Source organism: Tepidisphaeraceae bacterium, from assembly GCA_035998445.1.
Classification (GTDB): Bacteria; Planctomycetota; Phycisphaerae; order Tepidisphaerales; family Tepidisphaeraceae; genus DASYHQ01.
Genome location: DASYHQ010000039.1, coordinates 21,020 through 45,757, shown reverse-complemented (window position 1 = coordinate 45,757; position 24,738 = coordinate 21,020). Strand labels below are relative to the sequence as shown.

Here is a 24,738-nt window from a genome sequence, read left to right as displayed (position 1 = left end):
ATCGATTAGAAGTCCCCACCGCCCGAATCGCCACCACCGAAGTCACCACCGCCGCCGCCGCTGTCGAAGTCGCCACCACTGCCGGAGTATCCGGAGTTGCGGTTGATTTCGGGGTCAGCGTCGGCGCCACCGGCGGAGGCGTTCGGATCTTGCGTGGGGGTCTGGCCGTGCCCGATGCGGCTGCCGATCATCGAGCCGAGCACACCACCGAGCACGCCGCCCATCATGCCGCGTCCGAAGCCACCACCGCCCCCGAACCCACCCGGTTGTTGACCGTAGGGGCCACCTTGTTCGCCGTACATGCCACCGGGGCCTTGCTGTGGGTTCATCGGCTCTGATTGGCCATAGGGCGTGTTCTGCTGGCGGTTGCCGAAGAGCGAGCGGATCAGGCGGAACGCGATGAACACTCCACCGATCAACAAGATCCAGCCGAAGATGCCCAGCCCGCCGCTGCCGTTGCCGGTCTCGCCCTCCGGGCTGGCGCCGCTCGATGAGCCCTTGGGTTCGAAATCGCGCGAAGCCGATGGCGCAGCCGCTGCAGGGCCACGAGCGCCACCTTCGTTCGCTGCATTGGGGGTGGCGGCCCCGGCGGGTGGCCCGGCCGCTAATGATCCAGTCAGCATCGCGACGCCGCTGGTCAGCCCTTGGTCGAACTGTTTGTCCTTGAACGCTACCAGCATCGTCTGCACTACGCGCTCGCGCTGGGCCTGGGGCAGTCCCGCTTGCTTCAACTCGTTCAACTCGAAAACGCGCAAGTGCGATGGCGTTCGGTTCACCAACACATAGACGTCGGCCCCGATTTGCTTTGCGCGATCGGCGGCAAACTCACCGAACACGGCCGCCCGGGCGTCGGTGTTCTGCATGTCGACGGACGAACCGATCGCCATCGGGGGCCGTTCGTACGTTTCAACGATCACCTGACGGCCAGTCTGTCGGTGTAAATCCTCCAGTTGCCGTTCCACCGCCTCAACCGTGGCCGGCGAGAAGAACCGTCCACTATCGCGGACGCGAGGGTCGGCCGCGCTGGTGGTGGAAGCCAACGACAGGACGATCGCTACGACCAGGGTCAATGGCAGCATCGACCAGCGGTCGGATCGGCGGATGGCACGCGTACTCATAGTGGCTACCTTATTCTCAAGACGATCCGGCCTCTACGTCGACAAGCGTTCATGTCGCAATCGCCGGACCAGAAATGCCGGTGCCGAATGATCTGGAATCGGCCTGACGCACCGATCGTCCCCGATGGTAGGTTGGGCGGGTAATGGAAGACTTGTTACCCAAGCTCCGCGGGCATGTGGACATGTTAGCGGAACTAATCGGAGAGCGTAACACGTCCCATCCTATTGCGCTGGACGCAACGCGCGCCTACCTGCGCCGCGAACTGACGGCGATGGGGCACGTCGTCGTCGATCAACCGTTCGAAACCAGCCGGCGGACCGCCCTGAACCTCGAGGTTCATCTGCCCGGCAGTCGGCCGGCGAAGGGGACGCTAATCGTCGGCGCCCATTACGACTCGGCCCACGGTACGCCCGGCGCCGACGACAACGCGTCGGCGGTGGCGATCTTGCTCGAAATTGCGCGCGATCTGGCACGGCGGAAGGTGAAGCGCACGGTGCGAATCGTCTTCTTTGACTGCGAGGAGCCGCCGCACTTCAACCTCGGCGAGATGGGCAGCCAGTTTCACGCCGCGATGCTTAGGCGGTCCGGCGAACGCCTGATGGGCATGGTCTGTCTCGAATCGCTCGGCTACTTCCCAGCGAAGCCGCAAAGCCGTGGCGACGCGATTTGGATCCTACGCCTGGCGAACCGGCTGCTCGGCGGGCGGTTCGTGGCGATCGTCGCGAACACGCCGTCGGCTTGGTTCGGCCTGCGGTTTCTCGCCCGGTTCGCCACCAGTGGGTGGTTCCGCTACCTGCCGGCGGCGCTTCCGGTGCGATGGGTTCCGGACATCGCGCTTTCCGATCATCGCGGATACTGGGAGCAGGGCTTTCCGGCGCTAATGGTGACGGACACCGCGCACCTGCGCAACCCGAACTACCACCAGGCCACCGATCGTCTTGCCACGCTGGACATCGATCAGATGGCCCGCCTCTGCCGTCAACTTCAGCGGACGATCGCACGGCTGTGCACGTGATGCAGAAGCACGTCGGCCACGCCTATCATTCGTCCGCATGACGCCGCTGCTTCGCTGCTATTCTTCCGACGCGTACGTGGCGCCACTGCCACCGGGGCACGTGTTCCCGATGGAGAAGTTTGCGCAATCGTCCGCGGCAGTGCGCGAGCGGGGGATCGGGAACGTGATCGACCCCGGGCGCATCGGCGATGCCGACTTGCTGCGCGTGCACACGCCGGCGTACGTGCAGTCGATCCGCTGTGGGCGGTACAACGAGGTCACGCAGCGGCGATTGGGACTGCCTTGGTCGCAGCGGTTGAGCGATCGCAGTCACGCTGCCACCGCCGGCACGCTGGCGGCGGCGCGGGCGGCGCTGGTGGATGGAATCGCCGCCAATCTCGCCGGCGGCACGCACCATGCCTTTGCCGATCGTGGCGAGGGGTTCTGCGTGTTCAACGATGTCGCCGTTGCCATTCGCGCGTTGCGCCAGGATGAGCCGTTGCTGCACGCGATGGTGATCGACCTCGACGCGCATCAGGGCAACGGGACCAACGCGATCTTCGCCAGCGACCCCTTCACCTTCACCTACAGCGTCCACGTCGCCAAGAATTACCCGAGCGAAAAGGTGCCCGGCAGCCTCGATGTGGGCCTGACGCGTTTCGCGTCCGCCGACGAGTACTTCAGCAACCTACACACCACGCTGCCGGCGGCCGTCGAGCGGTTCGAGCCCGACCTCGTCTTCTACAACGCCGGTGTGGACGTGCACGTTGACGACCGCTTCGGTCAGATGCGCCTCAGCACCGCCGACATGGCGCAGCGCGATGCGTTTGCGATCAACCTGTGCCGCGATTGGTCGATTCCGACCGTCGTCGTCTACGGCGGGGGATACAACAAGTCGCCCGGCATGACCGGGGAACTGCACGTGCAGACGATCGCGGTGGCGGCGGAGCGGCTGCGGAAAGAGCGGGGCGACGCGTAGGGGAGGCGGCTGGCCAGATGTTGCGAAAGTGGGGCGGTGGATATGTCGATACCGAATGGAGGGCCGGCACGGCCGATGCGCCGATCGTGGCGAGAGAGAATCGACATGCACCAGTCAAACCGCGCACGCCTGATCGCTACGCTCACGATGGTGGCGGTTCTTTCGCCGTTTATCGGACGGACGGCGATCGCCGCGGATGACCATGGGCATGCGCCCGCGACACATGCGCCCGCGGTGCCCGCCGTGGCTGTGGATGCGGCGCACGCGCATCCCGCGTCTGACGATCACGCCGCGCCTGCTACGGCTCATCACTCATCGACAGTCACGGTTTCGCCTGTGGCGCCGGCGGCTCATTCGGAACATAGGTCGATACCTGCCGACGAAGCCTTGGGCATGCTTGCTGCGGGCAACGCACGGTTCGCCAGTGGCACGCCATCGCGGCCGAACCAGTCTGCGGCGCGGTTGTGCGAAACGTTCGTCGGTGGGCAGCATCCGTACGCGGCCGTGCTGTCGTGCGCCGATAGCCGGGTGCCGGTCGAGCTTGTGTTCGACGCGGGCATCGGCGACCTGTTCGTCGTGCGCGTGGCGGGCAACGTGGCCGATGAAGACGAGACCGGCACGCTGGAGTACGGCGTCGAGCACCTGGGCATCACCGCGGTCGTGGTCATCGGTCACAGCAAGTGCGGCGCGGTGACAGCCGTCGTCGACGGCGCGCACGTCACGCCGAGCATTGCCAAGCTCGTGGACAACATCGTCCCCGCCGCCGAAGAGGCGCGCCGGGCGACGCCGGTGCTAACCGGTGGGCCATTGGTGGCCCGCGCTATTCGCGCCAACGTCCGCCGGGCGACGGTGGAACTGACCGAACGCAGCCCACTTCTGGCCGAGTACGTGAAGTCGGGCAAGCTGAAGATCATCGGCGGGGTGTACGACATTCACACCGGACAGGTCGATTGGCTGGATGCCCCGCCAGTGCCGACCGCGATCGCACCCGCGAATGGCGCGATGTCGGACGTGAAGCCGATGGCCGCGCCCGCGTATCCAAGCGTGAAGCCCACTGCTCATCCTGCCCCCCAACCACATGCGGCCCAGGCCAAGTCGCATCCTGTTTCGCACGCGGCTCCACAGGCCCATAATGCCGCGCACGCCACGGCGGTCGATCCGCACGCGCCGACCGCAGCTGGCGACGGCGCGGTGACCGCCGGCAGCAAGGACAACCTCTGGATCCTGGGCGCCTGCCTGGCAACCGGTGGGGCGGTCTCGTACGGGTTGATCTACCTGCTGCATGGCCGCCGGGCACCAGCGACCGCTTAACTGCAAACAATTCCTGACGCATATCATTTCGCGTGCTTCACGGCCGTGCTCGGTTGCATTCCAACGACAGTTTGTGCGACGAGGACGACAAGGTGTGGGACCCGTCTCTCGGCCGCCACGGCTCCAACGTTATAACTTGGGCAGCTTCGGTCGTTCCGCATCGTGCCGATCCGATCGAACGTACCTGCAGTACTCGCTTGGGCATTTCTTTTGTTTCACATCTTCCGGGATTGCGAGACCACGGCACCGACCTTGCGAGAGGCTCTCGCGTCAACGCCACGTCACGGCATCGGGCCGTGCATGGGGACGCGTTGATACGAAGACGAACGCGCCGGAGCGTTATTCGATTGTTCGCTTCAGCGGCCAGTTCATTCCCGCATAGAGACAAGGAGGCCACAATGGGCCTGTTTAGCGAAAGCCTTAACAATTTCGACGATCTAATGACCCACCAGCTCGAGGACGTGTATGACGCCGAGCATCAGATCATGGAAGCCCTGCCGAAGATGGCCGACGCCGCCAGCTCGTCGGACCTGAAGAACGCGTTCAACACGCACCTGATGGAAACGCGCGAGCAGGCCAAGCGGCTTGAGCAGGTGTTCCAGCTACTCGGCAAGGAACCGAAGCGCACGACCTGTCCGGCGATGAAGGGCCTGATCAAGGAAGGCAGCGAGACGATCAACGCCAGCGGCGACCCGAAGGTGAAGGACGCAGCGCTCATCGCCAGCGCCCAGCGCGTCGAACACTACGAGATTGCCGCCTACGGCACCCTGCGTACGCTCGCCCGTCAAGCCGGCCTGAACGACGCCGCCACGATTTTCCAGAAGACGCTGGACGAGGAAGGCAACACGGATAAGAAGCTGACGAAGCTCGCCGAGTCGCACATTAATGCCGAAGCGGCGATGCGGGCGTAAGGGACGCGCGACGTAGCCGGTCAGCAGCAGCACCGAGCTGCTTGACCGGTTCGTGAAAAGAAGCGGCGTGGCCACCTATGGAAGGTGGCCACGCCGTCTGATTTACGAATTTTCGAAGCGGGAGCCGTTAGGCGCGCTTGCGACGAAGCGCGCCGAGCGCGCCGAGTCCGACCAGTCCCAGTGAACTTGGTTCGGGGACGCTGGCCAGCGCGTTGAGCTCAAGCGTGATGCCGGTCAGGTCGCCACCGACCCAGCCGCCACTGCTGGGTGCCGCGACGTTCACCGCGATCAGCTGATCGTCGGCCACATCGAAGTTCTGGATGCCGGAGGTGCTGGCGAGCGACACCGTTTGAGCCGAACTGCTCCAGTTGTATGTCACGTTGCCAAGCGGGGTCACGGTCCCTGTGGAGGGCGTGTACAGGCTGAACTGCAGCGTGACCGGGTCGCCGCCATTGCTGACGAAGCTGCCAGTGAACGAATAGGTTCCTGCCTGGTCAGTGTTAATCAGGAAGCCGGGCCCCTTGTCGCTACCCGCGCCGTAGGTGCGGTTGGCGTTGAAGCCCTCAGGAGTGTTCCATTCATCGGCGGGGTTGCGGTATCCGTTGCGGGTGCCGTTCCAGATCATCGGTGTCGACCATGACGCCGGCGAGTTCAGCGACTGATCTGCGTCGCCGTTGCTGGCCACGTATACCGTCCAGGCGTTCCCGTTTGCATCGGTGCCGGGCTGAGTCCCAGTCCACGACGGCCACGGATTGTTCTCCAGAACCGCGGCGTTGGTGACGGTGGCAAAGGCGAGGCTCGACAGACCCAGAGCGAGAGCGAACTTCAGCGACATCAGACCCTCCAAAGAGAAATGAAGCAGAAAATGCAAGGGATGCGTTCCCGTTTGATCCCTTTCGTGCATCAGATGCGCGGGATCAACCGGAGCGGCCCGTCGGCCCCGTGAGTGCTCAGTCCTCCGGAAAACCGGTAGACCGATCCCCAATCAGGCGATGGGCTTCGAACTGGAGTATGTCACGAGTTCCGGCGCAAAAAATGCAACCGTTGCTAATGGCTTGTACGATTTGCTACGCAGTCGCGGCGTTAGTCGTTTCGATGGGCGCGCTTGCGGAAATCGCGCGGCGTGAGGCCGACGAGCTGCTTGAACCGGCGGCTAAGGTGAAATTCGTCGGTGAAGCCGCACTCGCGCGCCACTTGGCGCAGTTTCCGTGGCGTCTTTTCCAATAAGTCGCACGCCGCCCGGATCTGCACGTCGGCGAGGTATCGCCCCGGCGACTGCCCGGAAAGACGGGTAAAGCGGCTGCGAAAGCCGGCGTACGAGAGGTCCAGCGCCTCCAGAAGAGGCGAATAGTCCGGACGCTCCTTCAGGTCGATCCGGTCCAGCAATTCGTACGCACGGGCAAGCCAGGCACGGTCATCTTTGCCAAGCGACTGCTGCCGGTCGTAGTCGTGGATCTCGGAGAGCAGTGTCTGCAGCGCGCACACCCGATCCAGCACCTGGCGCTGGCCCTCGCCTTTCTGCAACGCGACCTGCTTCAGCCGTCGAACCCAGTAGTTGATCGGCTCCAGTTGGCGGACGGGATTGGTGTCGTCCAGCATTCCACGCTGGCGCCAGAGGTCGAAGATGGGCCCGTCGAAGACGATGTAGAACTCGCGCCATCCGGTCAGCGTCTGGCGGTTGCCATAACGTCGGGCGACGTCGGGAAACGTGAGAATCAGGCTGCCGGGCTTCAGCATCACGCGGCGGTCGCGGGCGTCAACGTACTCGCCCGTCCCCAACAATACGTAGACCAGCGCGTACGCCCCGTACGGCCGCATCTGCCGATTCAACTGCCCGGTCGCGTCGTCGTCGAAGCCGGCCCAGGCCACGCGCCCGATCGGGCTGTTCGCGCCATTCTTCAGCAGAAACGCTCGGCTGGGATACGGTAGTGGCTTGGGCGATTCCATATCAAATAATACAAGAAAGCAACCACATCGTATCCGGCCGTCAATCGCCCCGCCTGCAGGGAGGCGGGATGAGCGCGTTCATCATCCCGCACGTTCCCGCTCGATGCGATAGTCGGTCGGCGACTTTCCCGTCTGCCTGCGGAACCAACGCGTGAAGTGCGGCGGCGAACTGAAACCGAGCTTTAGCGCGATCGATTTCATCTGCTCCTGCCCGTATTCGATCGCGGTCACCGCGTACTCGCGCCGCCGGGCGTCGAAGCGCTTGCTGGGGGTCGCTCGGACGGCCTGGACGAAGAGGCGGTTCAATCGGGCCACCGTCATGTCGAAGCGCGCTGCGACGTCGCGCTCGCGGAGGGGTTTGTTTAACGGATGAGCGTCGACCCAGTCCAGCACGTCGGCGATCGTCGACTCTTGCTTGGGACGCATCTGTGGCGCGTATCCCAACCGCTCCATCGTCTGACTGTATTCGGCCAACCACCCATGCAAATGCTGCTGCAACCGGAAGTGATCGGCCGGGGCGGGGGCGAAGGGCTTTCGGTCGAGCCGGGGCACGTCGGCGATGCCCACGGAGGCGGTGACGAGGGCCTTCGCACGCCTGGCAAGCACGGGGTGGTCGGCGGCATCGAACGCGAGGGGGCGGTCGTGCGCGCAGAGCGGGGTGCCGTCGGCCCATGCCACCACGTAGTGAATCGAGACGATCCGGGCATCGGACGAGAACGACTGCCAGCCGCATTCATCACCGGGGAAGAACCACTGCCCGGCTCGAGCGTGCGTGTCGCCAGCGTACTGGCGCAATCGCACGCTACCGCGCTGGATAAACCACGCCTTCGTCGCAACCGGTTGGTAAGGGGCTTCGAGATACTGCGCAGGTACGGGGCCAACGTACGCCCATAACAAGCGGCACCCCAAGCCCTCGGCACCGATAAGGCTCGCCCGATAGGCCTCGGCCCGCTGAACATCGGAGTTGGAAAGGCCTTTTTTCGTCATAGGTTGGAAAAAAGTATAAGCGATGCGCCCCGTTGGGCAACGCAATTTGCTCAAACCATGGCTGGCGGCGATGTACGTTTGAATCCGGACAACAGAGGCATCCAACTTAACTAACTGAGGATTCGAAATGCTCCAGAATTTGAAGGCATTGTCGGCGATCGTAGTGGCGGCCGTGGGTTTGACGATCCCAGGGACAGAGGCGTCGGCGGCAGTCATTGCGTCTTACGACTTCAACGCGACGCCATCTCCGCGAGCGGCCAGTCGCGACACGGAGCCGAACTCCGTCGCTGGGAGTTTCGTTACTGCGGGAGGCGGAACGATCTCATCGGGATCGAACAGCGCCATCCAGACCTACGCCAGCATCACCTCGCAGGATGCCAACGCCGCGATTACCAATAACGATTATTTCGGCTTTACCGTCACGCCCACCGTCGACTACCGGATGGACCTCACGAACCTGACGTTCGAATCGCTAACGCGGTTTAATAGCGGTACTGGCACCGACGTGGGCTTCTTCGTGCGTAGCAGCGTCGATGCGTTCGCCAGCGATATCGCTTCGTTCAGCCAGTCGGCAGGAATAGCGAACGCCAGCGTCCAGCGTGATGTCCAGTTGACGGCAGCGGCGTTTCAGGGCCTGACGACCGCCACCGAGTTCCGCATCTACTTCTATGAGACCGTCAGCAGCACGGAGAGCAGCGACGCCTTCCGCGTCGACAATGTCGTCTTGAACGGTACCGTTGCCGCAGTGCCCGAACCGGCCAGCCTCGGTATCGCGATGATCGGCGGCCTTGCGCTGCTCGCCCGACGACGCTAACGGCGCGATGGAGTCACTGGAAATTCTGCCCAAGCCCACGGATCACGATCCGTGGGCTTTGCTTTTGGCATCCATTTCACTCGCATCTGCCAGAACGGCATTCTCACGGGAAAAACAGGTCCCGCCTGAAGCGACGTAAGTCACGCGATAATCCGGGTTTCGGAAAGATGCCGGGGTGGGGCCTTTTGGCACGCCGCTTGTAATTGTCTTGGTCCGTCCGCTGGTGTCCTTCGCGCCGGGGCGGAGTAGAGGAGCTTGAATAATATGGCAAAAATCATTGGTATCGACTTAGGCACGACGAACAGCTGCGTGGCGGTTATGGAAGGTGACCAGCCCAAGGTGCTGATCAACGCACAGGGCAGCCGCATCACGCCGTCGGTCGTGGCGTTCACGGAAAAGGGAGATCGGCTGATCGGCACGACCGCCAAGCATCAGCAGGTCACCAACCCGACCAACACGATCTTCAGCATCAAGCGCTTCATGGGCCGCCGGCACAGCGAGGTGGCGCAGGAAGAGAAGATGGTGCCCTACACCGTCACGGGTGGCAGCGAAGAGCTCGTGAAGGTTAACGTGCGCGGCAAGGACTACACCCCCGAGCAGATCAGCAGCTTCATCCTTGCCGACCTGAAGAAGACGGCTGAGGACTACCTCGGTGAGAAGGTGACGGAAGCCGTCATCACCGTGCCCGCGTACTTCAACGACGCGCAGCGCAAGGCGACCAAGGACGCCGGTGAGATCGCCGGGTTGAACGTCCTTCGCGTACTGCCCGAACCGACGGCTGCGGCGCTGGCCTACGGGCTGGACCGCAAGAAGAACGAGAAGATCCTCGTGTTCGACTTGGGTGGTGGCACGTTCGACGTGAGCATCTTGGACGTCGGTGACGGCGTCTTCGAAGTGCTGTCGATCAACGGCGACACCCACTTGGGTGGCGACGACTTCGACGAAGTCCTGATCAACTACATCGCAGAAGAGTTCCGCAAGAAGGAAGGCATCGACCTCCGCAAGGACCCGATGGCGCTCCAGCGCCTGAAGGAAGCCAGCGAGAAGGCCAAGATCGAGCTGAGCGGCGCGCAGGAGACCACGATCAACCTGCCGTTCATCACCGCCGACCAGAGCGGACCGAAGCATTTGCAGCTGACGCTGACGCGCAGCAAGTTCGAGCAGCTGATTCAGCCGCTCGTCGACAAGTGCCGCAAGCCGGTGCTGGACGCCCTGAAGGACGCCGGCCTGGCCGCGACTGCGATCGATGAGGTCGTGCTGGTCGGTGGCAGCACCCGCGTGCCGATGGTGCAGAAGATGGTCAAGGACCTCTTCGCGGGCAAGGAGCCCAATCGCTCGGTGAACCCGGACGAAGTGGTGGCCATCGGTGCCGCCATTCAGGGTGGCATCGCCAAGGGTGACGTGAAGGACATCCTGGTGCTCGACGCGACGCCGCTCAGCCTGGGCGTCGAAACGTTGGGCGGCGTGATGACCGTGCTGATCGCACGCAACACGACGATCCCCACGAGCAAGAAGGAAACCTTCAGCACGGCCAGCGACAACCAGACGGCCGTCACGATCAACGTGCTGCAGGGCGAGCGCGAGTTCGCGAAAGACAACCGTCTGCTCGGCACGTTCAACCTTGCCGACATCCCACCGGCGCCGCGCGGTTTGCCGCAGATCGAGGTGACGTTCAACATCGACGTGAACGGCATCCTCAACGTCTCGGCCAAGGACCTCGGCACCGGCAAGGAGTCGAAGATCACCGTGCAGAACAGCGGTGGCCTGAGCAAGGAAGAGATCGACAAGATGAAGGCCGACGCCGACGTCCACGCCGCCGAGGACAAGAAGCGGCGTGAGGTGATCGACCTGAAGAACCAGGGTGAATCGCTCGCCTACCAGACCGAGAAGGCGTTGAAGGACTACGGCGAGAAGGTCGAAGCCGGCACGCGCGGCGAGATCGAGTCGGCGTTGTCCGGCCTTCGCGAAAACCTGAAGGGCGACGACGGCGACGCGATTAAGAAGTCGATGGAGAACGTCCAGAAGGTCAGCCACAAGCTGGCCGAGGAGATGTACAAGTCCCAGGTCGGCGCCGCCGGTGCTGACGCATCCCCGGACGCCGCCCCCGAAGCCCAAGCCGACCGCGGCACGACCGGTGGCGATGCGAAGAAGGACGACGACGTCATCGACGCTGAATTCGAAGTGAAGGACAACAAGTAGTCGTCCCGAGACTTCACGGTATCGTCTGAAATGAACAGAAATGGCCTGCGCTTCCTACGGGATGTCGCAGGCCATTTCGTTTTGGGCTACACGCTTGTCGCGACCTCGTCATCGTGAAAGCGGTTAGATTCGGCACTGTCTGATGGGTCAAAGTGAGTTCCCCTCCGAGCGGTTGTCATCCCGATGGTCGCCTAAGGCGACCTGAGGGATCTCGACCGGCTGACGGTTCGTGGCTATGGGAGATCTCTCGGATCGCTACCGCTCCCCTCGGGGGGACAGGTTGGGCACTGCGCGGGGTTTTGTCCTGTAGCCTTTAGGCTCCCATCGGGATGACATGCTTCTCGTCCACGCGCAATCCGTCAGGCAGTGCCTAGCACGGGTGGGACCGGCTCCGGTAGTGGGTCAGTTTCGACACCTTCCCCCGTGGCACGGGTTTTCAACCCGTGTCTTCGCTCCAGAACACGGGTTGGAAACCCGTGCCACTTCAAACGGACCCACTACCGAGCGTCTCGCCCATGCTCGCAATGAGGCCGGATGACTCGATTTGTTTCGTTGCGTGGTCGGAACTATACCCAAAAAATCGAAGTTCCCGTTCCAATCCACTTGCATGGGCGAGACGCCCATGCCACGGTGATGATGGCCGATTTCGTTCTTGATCACCTGCGTGAAGCGGGGGGACGGGCGGTTCATTAAACCGAAAAAGGGCCTGTGGCCACCCCCTGCCACAGGCCCTTTCTTATGTTCTCCTACACGTATCTGCTCACCCGTTAAGATGCGTCTGCAAGTGTTGTATACAGCGAATGTAACACCGAATTATTCCGTAACAATCCCCTAAATTAGGGGGTACGCGGTTGTGGGGGGCCGGGCGGAGCATTATGTTGTAAGTCTGGGTGGTGCTTCAGCATGGGCAAACGGACGCAACCCAATATGAACGAGTTGGTGCAGGTGATGCGTCACCTGGCCGACGTGGCCGCGTTGAAGCACGACCCCACGGCGCAGTGGCAGCACCTGATCGACGGGCTGGGCGCGATCTTCCAGGCGTCGCAGGGCGCGCTGTTCGTCGCCGATGATGCGCGGCCCGGGCGGCAGCTGCGGATGAAACAGCACATCGCGGCGTCGGGTGGGCATCCGAAGTGGGTGCAGTATCAGGCCGACTTCGCCGTTCACAATCCACCGGAAGCGGACCCGTACGCGAACGCCTGCATCGTGTCCGACGAGCCGTTACAGGTCTGGTCGCGACGGCAGGTGCTGCCCGACCTGAGCGCGCAGCGCCAGTTCAGCAATGCGATGGACCTGATTCAGACGATCGAGATCGGCGACGGCATGATCTGCACGTTCCGCACCGGGCTGAACCGCGACCGACTTGTCGGCTTCTCGTTGCACCGCAGTCGTGGCGATCGCCCATCGAGGCCGAGCGATCCGTTACTGGCTCGGCTGGCCATACAGGAGATCCGCGGACTGATCGAGCGCGGCCATTTGGCGCTCTATCCCCAGCGCGACGTTCAACTCTCGCCACGCCTGCAGCAGGTGTTGGACCGGTTGCTATCGGGCAAGAACCCGAAGACCATCGCGCGCGAGCTTGATCTCAGCGTCCACACGATTCGCGAATACGTGCAGGCGATCTATCAGCAACTCGGCGTGCATGGCCGCGAACAGCTGATGGCACGCTTTGTCGGTCGGTAGAAACGTCGTCTTTCGCTCCCGCACGCCCGGCCAGCTCACCGGTGCACCTTGCACGGATCCCGTTCCCAAATCATGTCGCGCATTGTCTTGTTTGGCACTGCTATTGCTCTGTTACCTTCACCTTTACAAAGGAGCTCCAATGGGACGAGAAGACGTAGCGGCCGGTAAGTCGAAAAAGGTCAAAGGCAAAGTGAACGACGTGGTCGGCGCCATCAAGGGCGACTCGAGCCAGCAAGCCAAGGGCAAGGCCCAAGGCGTCGTCGGGAAGATTCAGGAGAAGCTGGGCGGGAAATCGAAGTGAGAAGCAACCTGCGTCTGGTCCCTCACCCGTGTACGCACGGGAGAGGGACCAGATCGTTTCCATCCTACGCGCTAGCCGCGACGAGTGATTCGCCCCAGGCGTACGCGCTGATCCGATGCGGCTCGGCGGTGTAGCTGCTTAGATCGCGCATGGAGACGATGCCCATCAGATCGCCTTCATCGCTCACCACCGGCACGTGCCGCACGCGGTGGGCTTTCATCACGGAACTCACCTGCTCCAACGATGCCGTCGGCGGCACGTGAAACACGTCGCGGGTCATCACCTCACCGACGTAGGTAAACTGCGGATCTCGTCTTGCGGCGACCACCCGGCGTAGGACGTCGCGCTCGGTGAACATGCCGACGATTCGACCGTCATCCATTACCACCATGCCGCCGATCCTGCGGTCGCTCATCATCTGCGTGGCCGCCAGCACCGTCTCGCACGAACCGATCGTGTGAACCTCAAACCCCTTGCGCGCCAGAACGTCTTGAATCTGTGTCATGGGATGGCTCCTCTCTGTTCGCGAAATGTGACGGGGACTGGCGTTCTGCAAGCGCCCGAGGAGCCTTGCCAGTTAAGTGGCAAGGCCGGTGCGCATGAGAGGAAACGGGTCCCCGTAAACAGGAAGTATGAAGCGGTTTTGAACCCGGGCAAATGGAAATAGAAGTTACGCAAACAAAATTCTGCGCGCGGGCCACTGATCTATTTGGTTGCGCTGCACTACAATCGTCCGAATGCGTCTCCCCATGGTTGCAATCGTCGGCCGACCCAACGTCGGCAAAAGTTCACTGCTCAACGCGCTGTCCAAGATCCGAATCAGCATCGTCCAGGACATGCCCGGCGTGACCCGTGACCGCATCGAAATGCCGCTGGAGGTTCATGGGAAGTACGTAAACCTCGTAGATACCGGCGGATATGGTTTCGTTGACCCCGACGAACTGACCGAGCACATCAAGCACCAGATTGAGCTTGCAATGACGCGGGCCGAGCTGTGCATGTTCATTGTCGATGCCGAGGAAGGTCTCACCGGGGCCGACCAAGAGGTAGCCAACCTGCTGCGGCGGAAGAACATCAAGACGGTCTTGGTCGCCAACAAGGCCGACAACGCCAAGGTAGATCCGAACCTGGCTGACTTCGCTCGATTGGGCTTGGGTACACCGATCGGCGTCAGCGCGCTGCACGGGCGCAACATCAATCTCATCATCGACGCGATCGCCAACAACATCGATCTGACCAAGGCGCCGTCGCACGTGCCCGAGCCGGAACTGATGATCGCGATCGTCGGCAAGCGCAACGCTGGCAAGAGCACGCTCGTGAACGCCGTCGCGGAACTGTACGAGGGGCACGGCGACCGCGTGATCGTATCGGAGGTGCCCGGTACCACGCGCGACAGCGTCGACGTGCGCTTCGAGAAGGACGGCAAGACGCTGACCGTCATCGACACCGCCGGCGTGCGCAAGAAGCGGCACATGGTGACCGACGACATCCAGTTTTACAGCTTTCACCGTGCCGAACGCTCGATCCGCCGGGCGGACGTGGTCTTCATGCTGATCGAGGGCACCGAGCCGATCAGCGAGCCGGACAAGAAGCTGGCCAAGTACATCGCCGACCAGTTTAAGCCGGTGATCATCGTCGTGAACAAGTGGGACAAGGTGCTGGCCGACGCCCGCGAGCAGGCGCACGAGAAGGGGGCCACCTTCAGCAGTGATCTGCTGATGCAGGAGTACGGCAACTACCTCGACCAGGAGCTGCCGCACCTGAACTACGCGCCGGTGTCGTTCATCACCGCCAAGGACGGCAAGAACGTCCAGATGGTGCTGGACCTGGCGCAGAACCTGTTCAAGCAGGCCACCTACCGCTGCGGTACGGGCGAGTTGAACCGCGTGATGAAGACGATCATGGAAGAGCGCCGCCCCACGAGCCAGAACGGCAGGCGGGCGCGCATCTTCTACGTGACGCAGCCCGAGGTGGCGCCACCGACGATCGTGGTCTTCGTGAACAACCCGGAGATCATCGTTGAGTCGTACCAGCGGTTCATGATCAACCGGATGCGCGAGCTGCTGCCCTACGCCGAGGTGCCGATCAAGCTCCTGTTCCGCGGGCGCGAGGCCCGGCGACCGGAAGGCGTCGAAGAGCTGCCCGACACCGACGCCTCCGCCCCCGGGCGAGCGGGTGGGAAGAAGATCGATGTACGGACCAAGCTGCCCCGCCCGAAGAAGAACGCCCCCAAGCCCACTCGCCGCCCGCCGAAGGCAGGGCGGTAGGAGATTAGCGGCAAACCGGCTTTAACCGTGGCATGGGCGAGACGCCCATGCCACGGTTAATGCATCTTGCCCGAGTTGTCCTCTGCTGGCCCTTGGTTACGGGTTCGGAGACGGGGCGGCCGCTGGCCCACTCGCCGGTACTTCCTTCGTTCTTGTCTTCCCTCGTTCGATCGCCGCGATGATGAGGTTCTTCATCATTTGGCGGCCCCAGTTGGTCGTGTAGCCGCGCATGTTCCAGGCGTTGCCGCCCATCAGGCCGGTCGTGAGGTCGCGGTCGAAGTAGATCACGAACCCTTCGCCGACGTTGGCCACCCGTGGCGACAGATCGACACCGTCAGGTCGACCGCCGACGGTTGGCCACACCGTTGCCTCGCCGACGTCGGCCCAGTCGCCGCTGGGGGAGATCAGTGGGTGCTTCGGCGTCAGTGGCTGCATCTCCGCGCCTTCGGTCAGGTCGTTCACCACCTTCAACATCGACTCGGCGACATCCTCGGCGCCACCCGTCGCATCGACCAACAGAATTCCGCCGGCCGATACGTAGCTGCGCATCGCGTCGAGATGGTCCTTTGACGGAACGTAGGCGGTGGTGCCGGTCAGGTGCGCGATGGGTTGCTCGAACGGATCCAACTTCGTCGGCTCGACGGGCGTCGCGGCAATGCCGATGGAGGCCTCGCCCTTCAGCCAGCGGCCGTAATTATCCCACGCGGTGGGCTCCGCGTTCCAGTTGGCATCGTTGGGGATGCGCACGATCGGAAACTCGGCCGTCACCTGCTCGTCGTCGCTGACGAAGATCTGCTGCAACCGGTCGCGGAACGGCGTGCGGGCCGTCGCGAAGACGGCGACATTGACGCCTAGGCCGAAAGCGTCCGGGTTGTTGCGCTCGTTCACCGGGTGCCAGAACTTGGCGACATCGGTGGGGCTGTGCAGCATGAGGATGCGCGACCCGTTGGTCACGTAGCGCAACGGCTGCTTGTTTTTGATGATCGCCGCCACGCGGTAGATCGGGTGGTTCTCGGGCACGTCCTGCATGGGGTAGTGGGGGTACAACCGCGCCGCCAGCGCCTCGATCCAGGCGGTGAAGGCGGCCCCGTCGCCATCAGCGTTGCTGAACAGCAGACCACCGTGCTCGATGAAGCCGCGAATGTTCTCGATGCCCTTTTCGTCGATGTTCGGCGGCGCGTTGCCGGACATGAAGACGACCGGACTGCCGGTCCAGTTCTGCCACGGCTGGGTGAACGGCACGATCTGCCAGTTGAACCCTCGCTCGAGGTTGGTCCCGGCGTAGCGGGTAAGGTGCGACACGTCGCGCGGCCGGGCATCCCACTTTCCCTCATACTGCAGCTTGGACATCAGGATGGGCAGCGAGCCGCGCGACATGAACAGCAGGTGAAACGCGGTCTCACCGATCGGCGTGGCCTCTCCGATCCATGAGCCGTTCTCCTGCTGCGTAGCGAGCGCCTTGGGCAGCAGCGTGAGGTACCAGTCCTTGTCGCCGAAGTAGCGGTAACCGGAGGCCAGCCCGGCGCGCTCGATGCCGTACAGCGTGTATCCAGGGTGCCGGTGCGGTCCGAGTTCGGTCAGGTTGTCGCCCTTGGCGAGCCACGCGATGCCACGCTGCACGGCGGCGTCACCGGCGACCAGATCACGACCGACGCCTGTCTGGGCGCCAGGTTGTGCAGCGAGCAGCAGAGAGGTGACGCCCGCCGCCGTCATTGACGAGGTCGACTGCTTGTCATTGGCATAGTACCCCCAGCCTCCGTCCTCGTTCTGCCGTTCGAGCCACAGCTTGTGGACGTCGATCCAAAACTGTCCTGGCACGATCAATCCCGCCTCGACCGCCGCGCCGAGGCCCAGCACGCCGTACTGCCCATTGGAATTGTCCATTCCGTCGGGGTGTCTACCCTCTGGCGCCGCAGTGTAGGTGAACGCGCCAGACGCGGTCGCCTTTAGCAACCACTGCGTGTCGGCGGTCATGATCGGGCGATCCTGCGGGCGACGGGCCAGCGACAACGCCGACAGGCGAAGGCTGCGACCGTAGACCTCATAGTTGCCCTCGAACTCGAACGTCTTTAGGTAATCCAGCACGCCGCGCATGAAGTCGCCTTGCAGCGAAAGTCGCGGGTCGTCCATCATGTATGACGCGTAGACCAACGCCTGAGCAGCCAGGCAGTGCATGCCTTCGCGCCAAGCCTCGTTCTGTACCTCGGCGAGCTGGTACCCCTTGTACTGAGACAGGAGAAACCCGACGCCGCGCCGCATGGACGCGTCGATGGCCGAACCGGTGACGGCAACTGCTTTCGGATCCATCACCGCGGGCTGCGGCATGAGCTTGGCGTACGCCGGTGTGACGAGGTTGACCGGCACCGGAGCTGGCTGGGGCGGCGGTAGGGGAGCGGGCGCAGGTTCGACCGTTGCGGCCGGTGACTCCAGCAGGGGAGGTGGGGCAACCGGTCGAGCCGCCGGTGGCGGTGTCGCCGTGGCCAGCGAGTTGTCACCTCCGGTCATCAACGTGATGAAGTACGCCCCGGCCACCACCACGGCCAGCAACAAGACGCCCAAGATACCGAGCTTGATCAGCCTTGGATCCAAGCTCTGCTGCCGTGTCGGGGGAAGCGGAGCCACTGGTGCTTCGATCAACTCAGGGAAGTCATCCAGCAGCACTGGCTCATCCGCAGCATTGGCCTTGCTGCTCTTACTGAAGTTCAGTTTGCTTCCACAGAACGGGCAGAATTTGAGGGTCTTTGCAGGCGGAAGCCGCTTGCTGCAGTTGGGGCATCGCTGGGTGTCGCTCATGGGAAGATGTTCTGTATAAAGGGTGTTGCGCGATCGTAACGGGCATTGCCGATCCGATCCAAAGAAAACTTGGCATTTGGAACGCGTTGGCGAACCAATCAGGATGATTGCCGTAAGATTAGGGACAGGTTCGAAAAGTTTGATGACGAGCCCTTGACGAACCGCCAGTCGCTCGGCATAATCTCCCCTGTCGAGTTCACCAACCAACGGCAACGACTGGCCTCGGTGTTCAAAACTGAGGCGGTTAAAGACGGTCGGTGCCGCCAGTTACGAAAGTAACTTTAAAAGTGGATATTGTTTGGCCGACGATTCTTCTCGGGCCTTTGCCGGGAAAGTTGAATCGTCGCCGTAGTTTTGTCGAGTTTGCTGTCTTGAAGAGACGCTAAAAAAATCTTCAAACAGCCGGTTGACAACGCGAAACGAAACGATATTATCCGCGACCCGATTCGGGAAACCGAGTCGAACCTGATGACGCAAGCGACGCAAGTCGCGAGTGAAAATCAGGAGTATGTAGCGAACCTAAAGTGGTTAGCCAGCGTACTATAAGAACAACCTGACTGACGCGAACGACTAAAAAAATCTTCGCGAAACAGGTTGAAAATGATGACGAATCAGAATATGATTCGGCACCAAATTAAGTGAAGTTCTTTGACAAGTGAATAGTCGGAATGCCGCGAGGATGTGAGCATAAGAGCCATGTGTACATGGTGGCTTATGCACGAATCCAAGTCGTTAGTCAGCAGTGGGGCCGCAAGGCAAGCTGTTGGTTAGCGCATCTGAGGATCTCAAACATTCTCGTGGTGCCACAAAGTGATCTTCCTTGATCAATTTTGAGAAAGTCCCCAAGTGTCACGCACTTGGGGCAGCCAGTTAGAGAATGTTTGAGCCTTTGCGAATATCCAGTGGAGCATGACTTTCATCGGTTGTGTTCTGCTGGCTGACCACCCGTCGTAGCCGGCGGAGTGGCAGTAACAAACTGGTCGGGTTTGTCTTAACCTGACCGGGATGGATCAACTCGTTTCGAGGATAAAACCCATCACTGAAACCGTAAGTCGTCATCAAGCCGCAAGGCTCGCATGGCGTTGGAGGATGTCGATGGGGCCAAGAAATTTAATTGAAGAGTTTGATTCTGGCTCAGCCTGAACGCTGGCGGCGTGGCTAAGACATGCAAGTCGTACGGAATACGTAGCAATACGTGTTCAGTGGCGAACGGGAGAGTAATGAATCGCTAATGTGCCCCGGACTCTGGGATAGCCATCCGAAAGGATGGGTAATACCAGATGACACCACCTTACCGCATGGTGAGGTGTTCAAAGGTCCGCCGGTCTGGGAGCAGGCGATTTCGTATCAGCTAGTTGGTAGGGTAACGGCCTACCAAGGCGACGACGCGTAGCCGGACTGAGAGGTTGGCCGGCCTCATTGGGACTGAGACACTGCCCAGACTCCTACGGGGGGCTGCAGTAACGAATCTTCCGCAATGCACGAAAGTGTGACGGAGCGACGCCGCGTGTGGGACGAAGTTCTTCGGAATGTAAACCACTGTCAGGAGTAAGAAAGTTCTGATCTACTCCAGAGGAAGGCACGGCTAACTCTGTGCCAGCAGCCGCGGTAAGACAGAGGTGCCGAGCGTTAGGCGGAATCACTGGGCTTAAAGCGTGTGTAGGCGGGTTCTTAAGTATCTTGTGAAATCCCACGGCTCAACCGTGGAACTGCTGGGTATACTGGGAATCTTGAGCCACTTAGGGGCAACCGGAACAAATGGTGGAGCGGTGAAATGCGTAGATATCATTTGGAACGCCAATGGTGAAAACAGGTTGCTGGGAGTGTGCTGACGCTGAGACACGAAAGCCAGGGGAGCGAACGGGATTAGATACCCCGGTAGTCCTGGCCGTAAACGATGTCGACTAGATCGCAGTACCTCTGACGGTATTGCGGTCGAAGCAAAAGTGCTAAGTCGACCGCCTGGGAAGTACGGTCGCAAGGCTAAAACTCAAAGAAATTGACGGGGGCTCACACAAGCGGTGGAGCATGTGGTTTAATTCGAAGCAACGCGCAGAACCTTACCTGGGCTTGAAACGCTAGGATTATCTCTATGAAAGTAGAGTAGGCCCTTCGGGGTACAACTAGTACAGGTGCTGCATGGCTGTCGTCAGCTCGTGTCGTGAGATGTCGGGTTAAGTCCCTTAACGAGCGAAACCTTTGCCCTTAGTTACTAACAGGTAATGCTGAGGACTCTAAGGGGACTGCCGGTGTCAAACCGGAGGAAGGTGGAGATGACGTCAAGTCCTCATGGCCTTTATGCCCAGGGCTACACACGTGCTACAATGGCGTTCACAAAGCGAACCTAAAACGCGAGTTCATGGAAATCGCAGAAATAACGCCCCAGTTCAGATCGGAGGCTGCAACTCGCCTCCGTGAAGTTGGAATCGCTAGTAATCGCGGATCAGCTACGCCGCGGTGAATGTGTTCCTGAGCCTTGTACACACCGCCCGTCAAGTCATGGGAGCCGGAAATGGCCGAAGTGGCCTCATCACAGAGGTCCCTACGCCAGGTTCGGTGACTGGGACTAAGTCGTAACAAGGTAGCCGTAGGGGAACCTGCGGCTGGATCACCTCCTTTCTAAGGGATTACTTAGAATTTACCATAGAGCGATCTATGGTCTAAATGTCAGGCACAACCTCGTCAGCCCGTTAAACGGCTGGATTTTGGTGGTGACATCAACAGTACGGCAAACCGACTATTCACTTGCTAAAGAGCAGATCTTTAGAAGAGCCCGATCTCGAAAGAGGTCGGGCTCTTTTCGTTGGTACCTCTTCCCATCTCTGCCGGCCGTGTCAGTTGTCGTCCATTGCGCTTCCGACTTTTCACTGTTTCAACTGGTCCACCCCATTGACGAGTGTAAGATCGTCGATTCATAGGTGCACCGGATCGCTACCAAGACTGGGCGGCTTCATTAAATGCCATCGGACTAAACTCTGGCAGATCGCGCACAGTTGTCATCCCGATGGGAGCCTAAGCGACCTGAGGGATCTCGAACCACGAACGGTTCTAGGCCTTGGGAGATCCGGCAGGGCGGCAAGCCTCCCCTCGAGATGAGACGTCCCTGTTCAACGCGGGGTTCTTGTCCGTTAGCTTAAGGCTGAAGCGAGAAGTTTTGATGCGAGACTGAATGTCTCGGACATAAGCGCGACACCAAAGCGGGACATTTTCGATGGCTCTTCTCCAGAACCCCATTCAACGTCGTATCTCCAGTCTCCTGGGGGCGGACGTTTCGTTCGAGCATCTGCGAGTTTCGCTTTTGGGCGGTTCGATTGATGCACGTGGGATGCGGGTCGTTACCCGCGACGATCAGAGCGTGCCGCTGTTGACCGTGGACCGGCTGCGGGCGGAACTGTCGCTCTCCAAAGCGTTGCGCGGCGAGATCGTCATCAAGTCGATCACAATCGAACGGCCAATCGTTTCCCTCATCCGCCAACCCGATGGTTCATTTAACCTGCCCAAACGCCTCGCGCCTGAGCCGCCTGGCGAGGACGATGACGCCAATTCCGCCGTCAAGCCTGACACGCATACGCAGAATAGCGCGGACACCAGCAGCCGCATTGCGGTTGAAGTGGAGAAAGTGCTGCTGGTGGGTGGTCAGGTCCGATACCGCCAAGCCGACTACGAGGCCGTGGTGGACGGTATCTTGATGGACGTGTCGCGTGCGAACAACGGGTTCGACCTTACGCTCATCTGCGAATCTGTCGGTCGAACTGACCAGCCGGCCTCGCTGGGCCAGTTGAAGGGGACCGGGCGCCTGGACGGCAACGACGATCTGATGACCATCGCCAACTCATCGCTTCAACTGAATATCGACATCGGTGATCATCTGCACGCGCGAGTGTCCTGCGGCTCGCTTGCTGCTGGTGCCGGTGAGGCGACGGTGGACGGTCAGATCGATCTTTCCATTCTGATCGGTCTGCTTCCCGCGGGCACTGTACCCACCTCTGTCGCCGGACTGACGGGGCATGCATCGATTAAGGGCAACGGCGCGTTTGATCGATCTTCCGGACTTCGCGTGCCCTCGTTCTCGATCGGCTTGTCGCAGATTACCGTCCCGCCGGTCGCAGCGCAGGGATAGCGGTCATCAAACCTCCCGCTGCCTTAGCACGTTCTGTCGATACATCTCGATCAATCGGCCGAGCGATTCGATGTCCGCCTTAATCTGCCGCCCGCGCTCCGTATCGGACATTCGGCGAACGGGGCCCTCGCGTACGGTCGTGATGTTGGGGATGATGTCTACGCCATCGCGGATCGCGGTTTCAACCGAATCAAAGTGGTGGTGCTTGGCGAGCAGGGTGCGGTCGGCCTCCAGCACCAAGGTGAAGCCGTGGTCGCCGTAGGCTTCGCTGAAGGCACCGTCGATGGTGATCGCCTTACCGCTGCGTTTGACCGGGGATTCGCCTTTTTCGATCTTCACCGGCACGTGGCCATTCACGATCAGCCCGCGGTCTGGGCAGACGCCGAACTCGGCCAAAACCTTCCGGCAAAAGCTCGCTTCGTGAATCAGCTCGAAGTAGGGGTCCTTCGTCTCGTGGTGCGTGTGCTTGTCCTCGATGAAGTCGCGCTCAAACGTCGCGATCTTGTCCTTGCCAAACAACGGCGACAGCGGGCCGCTCCAGAGGTACCACAACGCATCCAAATCGTCGGGCCGGCGCTTCTCCAACGCCCGAACGGCGACGCTTTGAATGGCTGTGAATAGCTCACGACCCTTCAACTCGCGGCCGTCGATCGGCATGGGCAGGAAGTTGCCGTCCTTGTCGCACGGCACACAGCCGTGGAAGATCAGGTGCTCGTCGCGCACCTCGTACATCGATCCCTGGCCGACCAAAAACTTCATGTGGTCCTGCAGCTTCTGGCTCATGTTGAAGCTGTGGCGCAGCCGGCGGACGCACTCCTCTTCCAACTCCGTCAGGCGGTAGGGATCGGCCGGGTCGATGGTCGGAAAATGCGTGTCGCGCAGCGGATACGTCTGGCCGTCGAGCGTGATCGTCCCTTTGCCGTAGTCGATCAAGTGCAGCAACCGGCGGTGGTCCAAGCGCCACTCGGGATGACGCTCGATCATTTGACCCTCCAGCTTAAACTGAAGGACGGCGATCGCCTTCTGCATGCGGGCGACGAGGAACTTCGGGCGTGAGCCTTCCGCTTTCGGCATGAAGTGGATCGCCGGATCGTTGCCGTACGCGCTGCGCGCCAGCGTGTCGAGCGGCGTGAGCGGAATGCTATACCCCTCGTCGATTTGCGCCAGTCGGCGATAGCGCAACGACAGCCGCAACACCGTGCACATCAGCGCGTCATTGCCGAGCGCCGCGCCGAGCCAGGCGGCGTCGTGGTTGCCCCAGATCATCGAGACGTTCGGCTGCTGCCGCAGGTAATCGACCACCCGGTCCCCGCGTGGTCCGCGGTCCCAGCAGTCGCCACCGATGATGAGTTCGTACACCGCCAGGTTGCGCACCAGGCGGCCCATCACGTGCACCATTTCCAGCGCGCTGCCGCGCTCCGCGAGCTCGTCGACCAACGCCGCTAGAAAGTCACCGCGGTCATCGGTGTGCGTGTGCAGCATCTCGCTGACGAGTTCCACGTAGGCTTTTGGGAAAGACTTGATCGCCCGCCGCAGGCTGTAGCGCGACGCCAGCAGGCGGGCCAAATCCAGTTGATATCGCAGTGTGCGCGTCGCGTACTCGCGAAGCGCTTGGGGGTCGGTCAGCGATTGCTCGAGGCGTTCGGTGACCTCGGCGGGATAGAAGATCAACGTGAGAAACTCTCGCAGCTCGCGCTCGCTCATGCGGTGCGCAAACATTTTCTCGACGAGCGGCCGCAGCGTGCCCGATGCGTTGTTGATCACGTGGCGCAGCTTCTTGTCTTCACCGTGTACATCACTAATGACGTGAATGGTGCCCTTAGGCAGCGTCAACACCGCCGACAGCCGCGCGATCTCGGCAATCGCCGCCGAGATGGTCGGATATTGCTCGGCCAGCACCCGCAGGTACGACATTTCCATCTCGCGGGCAGCGATCTCGTTGGCCATGAGGCGCGGTCTCCATCAATCGAAAAGGGCGTTTGAACCCGGTCACGCTCTCCGTTCTTCATCGGAAAGCAACCGGCGGCGGCGGTGCACGGGTCGCAATCCTACCGCGGGGAATCCCGTTCACGCGACAGAGCCACCGTGATCCCACCAAGGAATTTGAAAGCTGGTTGAAAAAAGTGGACCCGGGTCAGTGGATAGGGGGCGGTGAAACGGGAATCTTGGTCCTTCCCGCCTCGCTCACTGATTACTCTCGACTGGTCGCCGCCAACCCCGTTGTCTGCAAACGACAATTCCGAATGAATCGGCCACCCCTTCCCATCGTCGGGCATTTGGGCATAATGGTTGCCCTGCTGGTTTCGCTGAGGG

General features: G+C 61.4%; 17 protein-coding genes and 1 rRNA gene. 11 read left to right on the top strand and 7 right to left on the bottom strand.

Going from position 1 to position 24,738, the window contains the following annotated elements; all coding sequences use genetic code 11:
* Positions 1 to 5 precede the first annotated feature (5 nt).
* Complete coding sequence (locus VGN72_15510) at positions 6 to 1,118, bottom strand: TPM domain-containing protein (GenBank protein ID HEV7300772.1); 1,113 nt, start codon at positions 1,116 to 1,118, stop codon at positions 6 to 8.
* Positions 1,119 to 1,261: 143 nt separating this feature from the next.
* Between VGN72_15510 and VGN72_15505 the strand changes: the two genes are divergently transcribed.
* The 4 genes from VGN72_15505 to VGN72_15490 all read left to right on the top strand — a co-directional run bounded on the left by VGN72_15505 (position 1,262) and on the right by VGN72_15490 (position 5,314).
* Positions 1,262 to 2,134 carry a M28 family peptidase gene (locus VGN72_15505; protein ID HEV7300771.1) on the top strand — a complete coding sequence of 291 codons (873 nt, stop codon included), beginning with the start codon at positions 1,262 to 1,264 and terminating at the stop codon, positions 2,132 to 2,134.
* 37 nt (positions 2,135 to 2,171) lie between these two features.
* Positions 2,172 to 3,092, top strand: coding sequence for a histone deacetylase (locus VGN72_15500; GenBank protein HEV7300770.1), 921 nt, complete (start codon positions 2,172 to 2,174; stop codon positions 3,090 to 3,092).
* Between the two features lie 105 nt (positions 3,093 to 3,197).
* Positions 3,198 to 4,403 (top strand): carbonic anhydrase, encoded by a 1,206-nt coding sequence (locus tag VGN72_15495; GenBank protein ID HEV7300769.1) that lies wholly within the window; start codon positions 3,198 to 3,200, stop codon positions 4,401 to 4,403.
* A gap of 398 nt (positions 4,404 to 4,801) precedes the next feature.
* The gene (locus VGN72_15490) at positions 4,802 to 5,314 is read left to right on the top strand and encodes a ferritin-like domain-containing protein (protein ID HEV7300768.1); all 513 of its coding nucleotides are present in this window, start codon (positions 4,802 to 4,804) and stop codon (positions 5,312 to 5,314) included.
* A gap of 127 nt (positions 5,315 to 5,441) precedes the next feature.
* On the opposite strand, the gene VGN72_15485 is transcribed toward VGN72_15490, so the two are convergent.
* The 3 genes from VGN72_15485 to VGN72_15475 all read right to left on the bottom strand — a co-directional run bounded on the left by VGN72_15485 (position 5,442) and on the right by VGN72_15475 (position 8,248).
* Positions 5,442 to 6,149 carry a PEP-CTERM sorting domain-containing protein gene (locus tag VGN72_15485; GenBank protein ID HEV7300767.1) on the bottom strand — a complete coding sequence of 236 codons (708 nt, stop codon included), beginning with the start codon at positions 6,147 to 6,149 and terminating at the stop codon, positions 5,442 to 5,444.
* A gap of 248 nt (positions 6,150 to 6,397) precedes the next feature.
* Positions 6,398 to 7,261: an AraC family transcriptional regulator gene (locus VGN72_15480; GenBank protein ID HEV7300766.1), complete on the bottom strand. Its 864-nt coding sequence runs from the start codon at positions 7,259 to 7,261 to the stop codon at positions 6,398 to 6,400.
* An 81-nt stretch (positions 7,262 to 7,342) separates the two neighbouring features.
* On the bottom strand, positions 7,343 to 8,248 hold the full coding sequence (locus VGN72_15475) for an AraC family transcriptional regulator (GenBank protein HEV7300765.1): 906 nt from the start codon (positions 8,246 to 8,248) through the stop codon (positions 7,343 to 7,345).
* A 127-nt stretch (positions 8,249 to 8,375) separates the two neighbouring features.
* Here VGN72_15475 and VGN72_15470 point away from each other — a divergent pair, with 127 nt between their 5' ends.
* The 4 genes from VGN72_15470 to VGN72_15455 all read left to right on the top strand — a co-directional run bounded on the left by VGN72_15470 (position 8,376) and on the right by VGN72_15455 (position 13,245).
* Positions 8,376 to 9,062 carry a PEP-CTERM sorting domain-containing protein gene (locus tag VGN72_15470; protein HEV7300764.1) on the top strand — a complete coding sequence of 229 codons (687 nt, stop codon included), beginning with the start codon at positions 8,376 to 8,378 and terminating at the stop codon, positions 9,060 to 9,062.
* Between the two features lie 264 nt (positions 9,063 to 9,326).
* On the top strand, positions 9,327 to 11,261 hold the full coding sequence (gene dnaK / locus VGN72_15465; GenBank protein ID HEV7300763.1) for a molecular chaperone DnaK: 1,935 nt from the start codon (positions 9,327 to 9,329) through the stop codon (positions 11,259 to 11,261).
* Between the two features lie 903 nt (positions 11,262 to 12,164).
* Entirely contained in the window at positions 12,165 to 12,944 is a 780-nt protein-coding gene (locus tag VGN72_15460; GenBank protein ID HEV7300762.1) for a helix-turn-helix transcriptional regulator, read from the top strand.
* A gap of 139 nt (positions 12,945 to 13,083) precedes the next feature.
* A complete protein-coding gene (locus tag VGN72_15455; protein HEV7300761.1) occupies positions 13,084 to 13,245 on the top strand; it encodes a hypothetical protein in 162 nt (53 codons plus the stop codon).
* A gap of 64 nt (positions 13,246 to 13,309) precedes the next feature.
* Here VGN72_15455 and VGN72_15450 read toward each other — a convergent pair whose 3' ends face one another.
* Entirely contained in the window at positions 13,310 to 13,750 is a 441-nt protein-coding gene (locus tag VGN72_15450; protein ID HEV7300760.1) for a CBS domain-containing protein, read from the bottom strand.
* Between the two features lie 232 nt (positions 13,751 to 13,982).
* On the opposite strand from VGN72_15450, the gene der reads away from it, so the two are divergent.
* Positions 13,983 to 15,512, top strand: coding sequence for a ribosome biogenesis GTPase Der (der, locus tag VGN72_15445; protein HEV7300759.1), 1,530 nt, complete (start codon positions 13,983 to 13,985; stop codon positions 15,510 to 15,512).
* A 96-nt stretch (positions 15,513 to 15,608) separates the two neighbouring features.
* Here der and VGN72_15440 read toward each other — a convergent pair whose 3' ends face one another.
* A complete protein-coding gene (locus VGN72_15440) occupies positions 15,609 to 18,305 on the bottom strand; it encodes a DUF4159 domain-containing protein (protein HEV7300758.1) in 2,697 nt (898 codons plus the stop codon).
* A gap of 1,111 nt (positions 18,306 to 19,416) precedes the next feature.
* On the opposite strand from VGN72_15440, the gene VGN72_15435 reads away from it, so the two are divergent.
* Positions 19,417 to 20,924: ribosomal RNA gene (locus tag VGN72_15435) — 16S ribosomal RNA — on the top strand.
* Between the two features lie 592 nt (positions 20,925 to 21,516).
* Positions 21,517 to 22,425, top strand: a complete 909-nt coding sequence (locus tag VGN72_15430; protein ID HEV7300757.1) for a hypothetical protein — start codon at positions 21,517 to 21,519, stop codon at positions 22,423 to 22,425.
* A 6-nt stretch (positions 22,426 to 22,431) separates the two neighbouring features.
* On the opposite strand, the gene VGN72_15425 is transcribed toward VGN72_15430, so the two are convergent.
* Positions 22,432 to 24,372, bottom strand: a complete 1,941-nt coding sequence (locus VGN72_15425; GenBank protein HEV7300756.1) for a fructose-bisphosphatase class III — start codon at positions 24,370 to 24,372, stop codon at positions 22,432 to 22,434.
* Positions 24,373 to 24,738: the final 366 nt, after the last annotated feature.

Bases quoted from the DNA above. Each gene is read 5' to 3' on its own strand.
- VGN72_15475 (HEV7300765.1), bottom strand. From the start codon at position 8,248: ATGACGAAAAAAGGCCTTTCCAACTCCGATGTTCAGCGGGCCGAGGCC.
- VGN72_15470 (HEV7300764.1), top strand. From the start codon at position 8,376: ATGCTCCAGAATTTGAAGGCATTGTCGGCGATCGTAGTGGCGGCCGTG.
- dnaK (HEV7300763.1), top strand. From the start codon at position 9,327: ATGGCAAAAATCATTGGTATCGACTTAGGCACGACGAACAGCTGCGTG.
- VGN72_15455 (HEV7300761.1), top strand. From the start codon at position 13,084: ATGGGACGAGAAGACGTAGCGGCCGGTAAGTCGAAAAAGGTCAAAGGC.
- VGN72_15490 (HEV7300768.1), top strand. From the start codon at position 4,802: ATGGGCCTGTTTAGCGAAAGCCTTAACAATTTCGACGATCTAATGACC.
- VGN72_15495 (HEV7300769.1), top strand. From the start codon at position 3,198: ATGCACCAGTCAAACCGCGCACGCCTGATCGCTACGCTCACGATGGTG.
- VGN72_15510 (HEV7300772.1), bottom strand. From the start codon at position 1,118: ATGAGTACGCGTGCCATCCGCCGATCCGACCGCTGGTCGATGCTGCCA.
- VGN72_15485 (HEV7300767.1), bottom strand. From the start codon at position 6,149: ATGTCGCTGAAGTTCGCTCTCGCTCTGGGTCTGTCGAGCCTCGCCTTT.
- VGN72_15425 (HEV7300756.1), bottom strand. From the start codon at position 24,372: ATGGCCAACGAGATCGCTGCCCGCGAGATGGAAATGTCGTACCTGCGG.
- VGN72_15430 (HEV7300757.1), top strand. From the start codon at position 21,517: ATGGCTCTTCTCCAGAACCCCATTCAACGTCGTATCTCCAGTCTCCTG.
- der (HEV7300759.1), top strand. From the start codon at position 13,983: ATGCGTCTCCCCATGGTTGCAATCGTCGGCCGACCCAACGTCGGCAAA.
- VGN72_15505 (HEV7300771.1), top strand. From the start codon at position 1,262: ATGGAAGACTTGTTACCCAAGCTCCGCGGGCATGTGGACATGTTAGCG.
- VGN72_15500 (HEV7300770.1), top strand. From the start codon at position 2,172: ATGACGCCGCTGCTTCGCTGCTATTCTTCCGACGCGTACGTGGCGCCA.
- VGN72_15440 (HEV7300758.1), bottom strand. From the start codon at position 18,305: ATGAGCGACACCCAGCGATGCCCCAACTGCAGCAAGCGGCTTCCGCCT.
- VGN72_15460 (HEV7300762.1), top strand. From the start codon at position 12,165: ATGGGCAAACGGACGCAACCCAATATGAACGAGTTGGTGCAGGTGATG.
- VGN72_15480 (HEV7300766.1), bottom strand. From the start codon at position 7,261: ATGGAATCGCCCAAGCCACTACCGTATCCCAGCCGAGCGTTTCTGCTG.
- VGN72_15450 (HEV7300760.1), bottom strand. From the start codon at position 13,750: ATGACACAGATTCAAGACGTTCTGGCGCGCAAGGGGTTTGAGGTTCAC.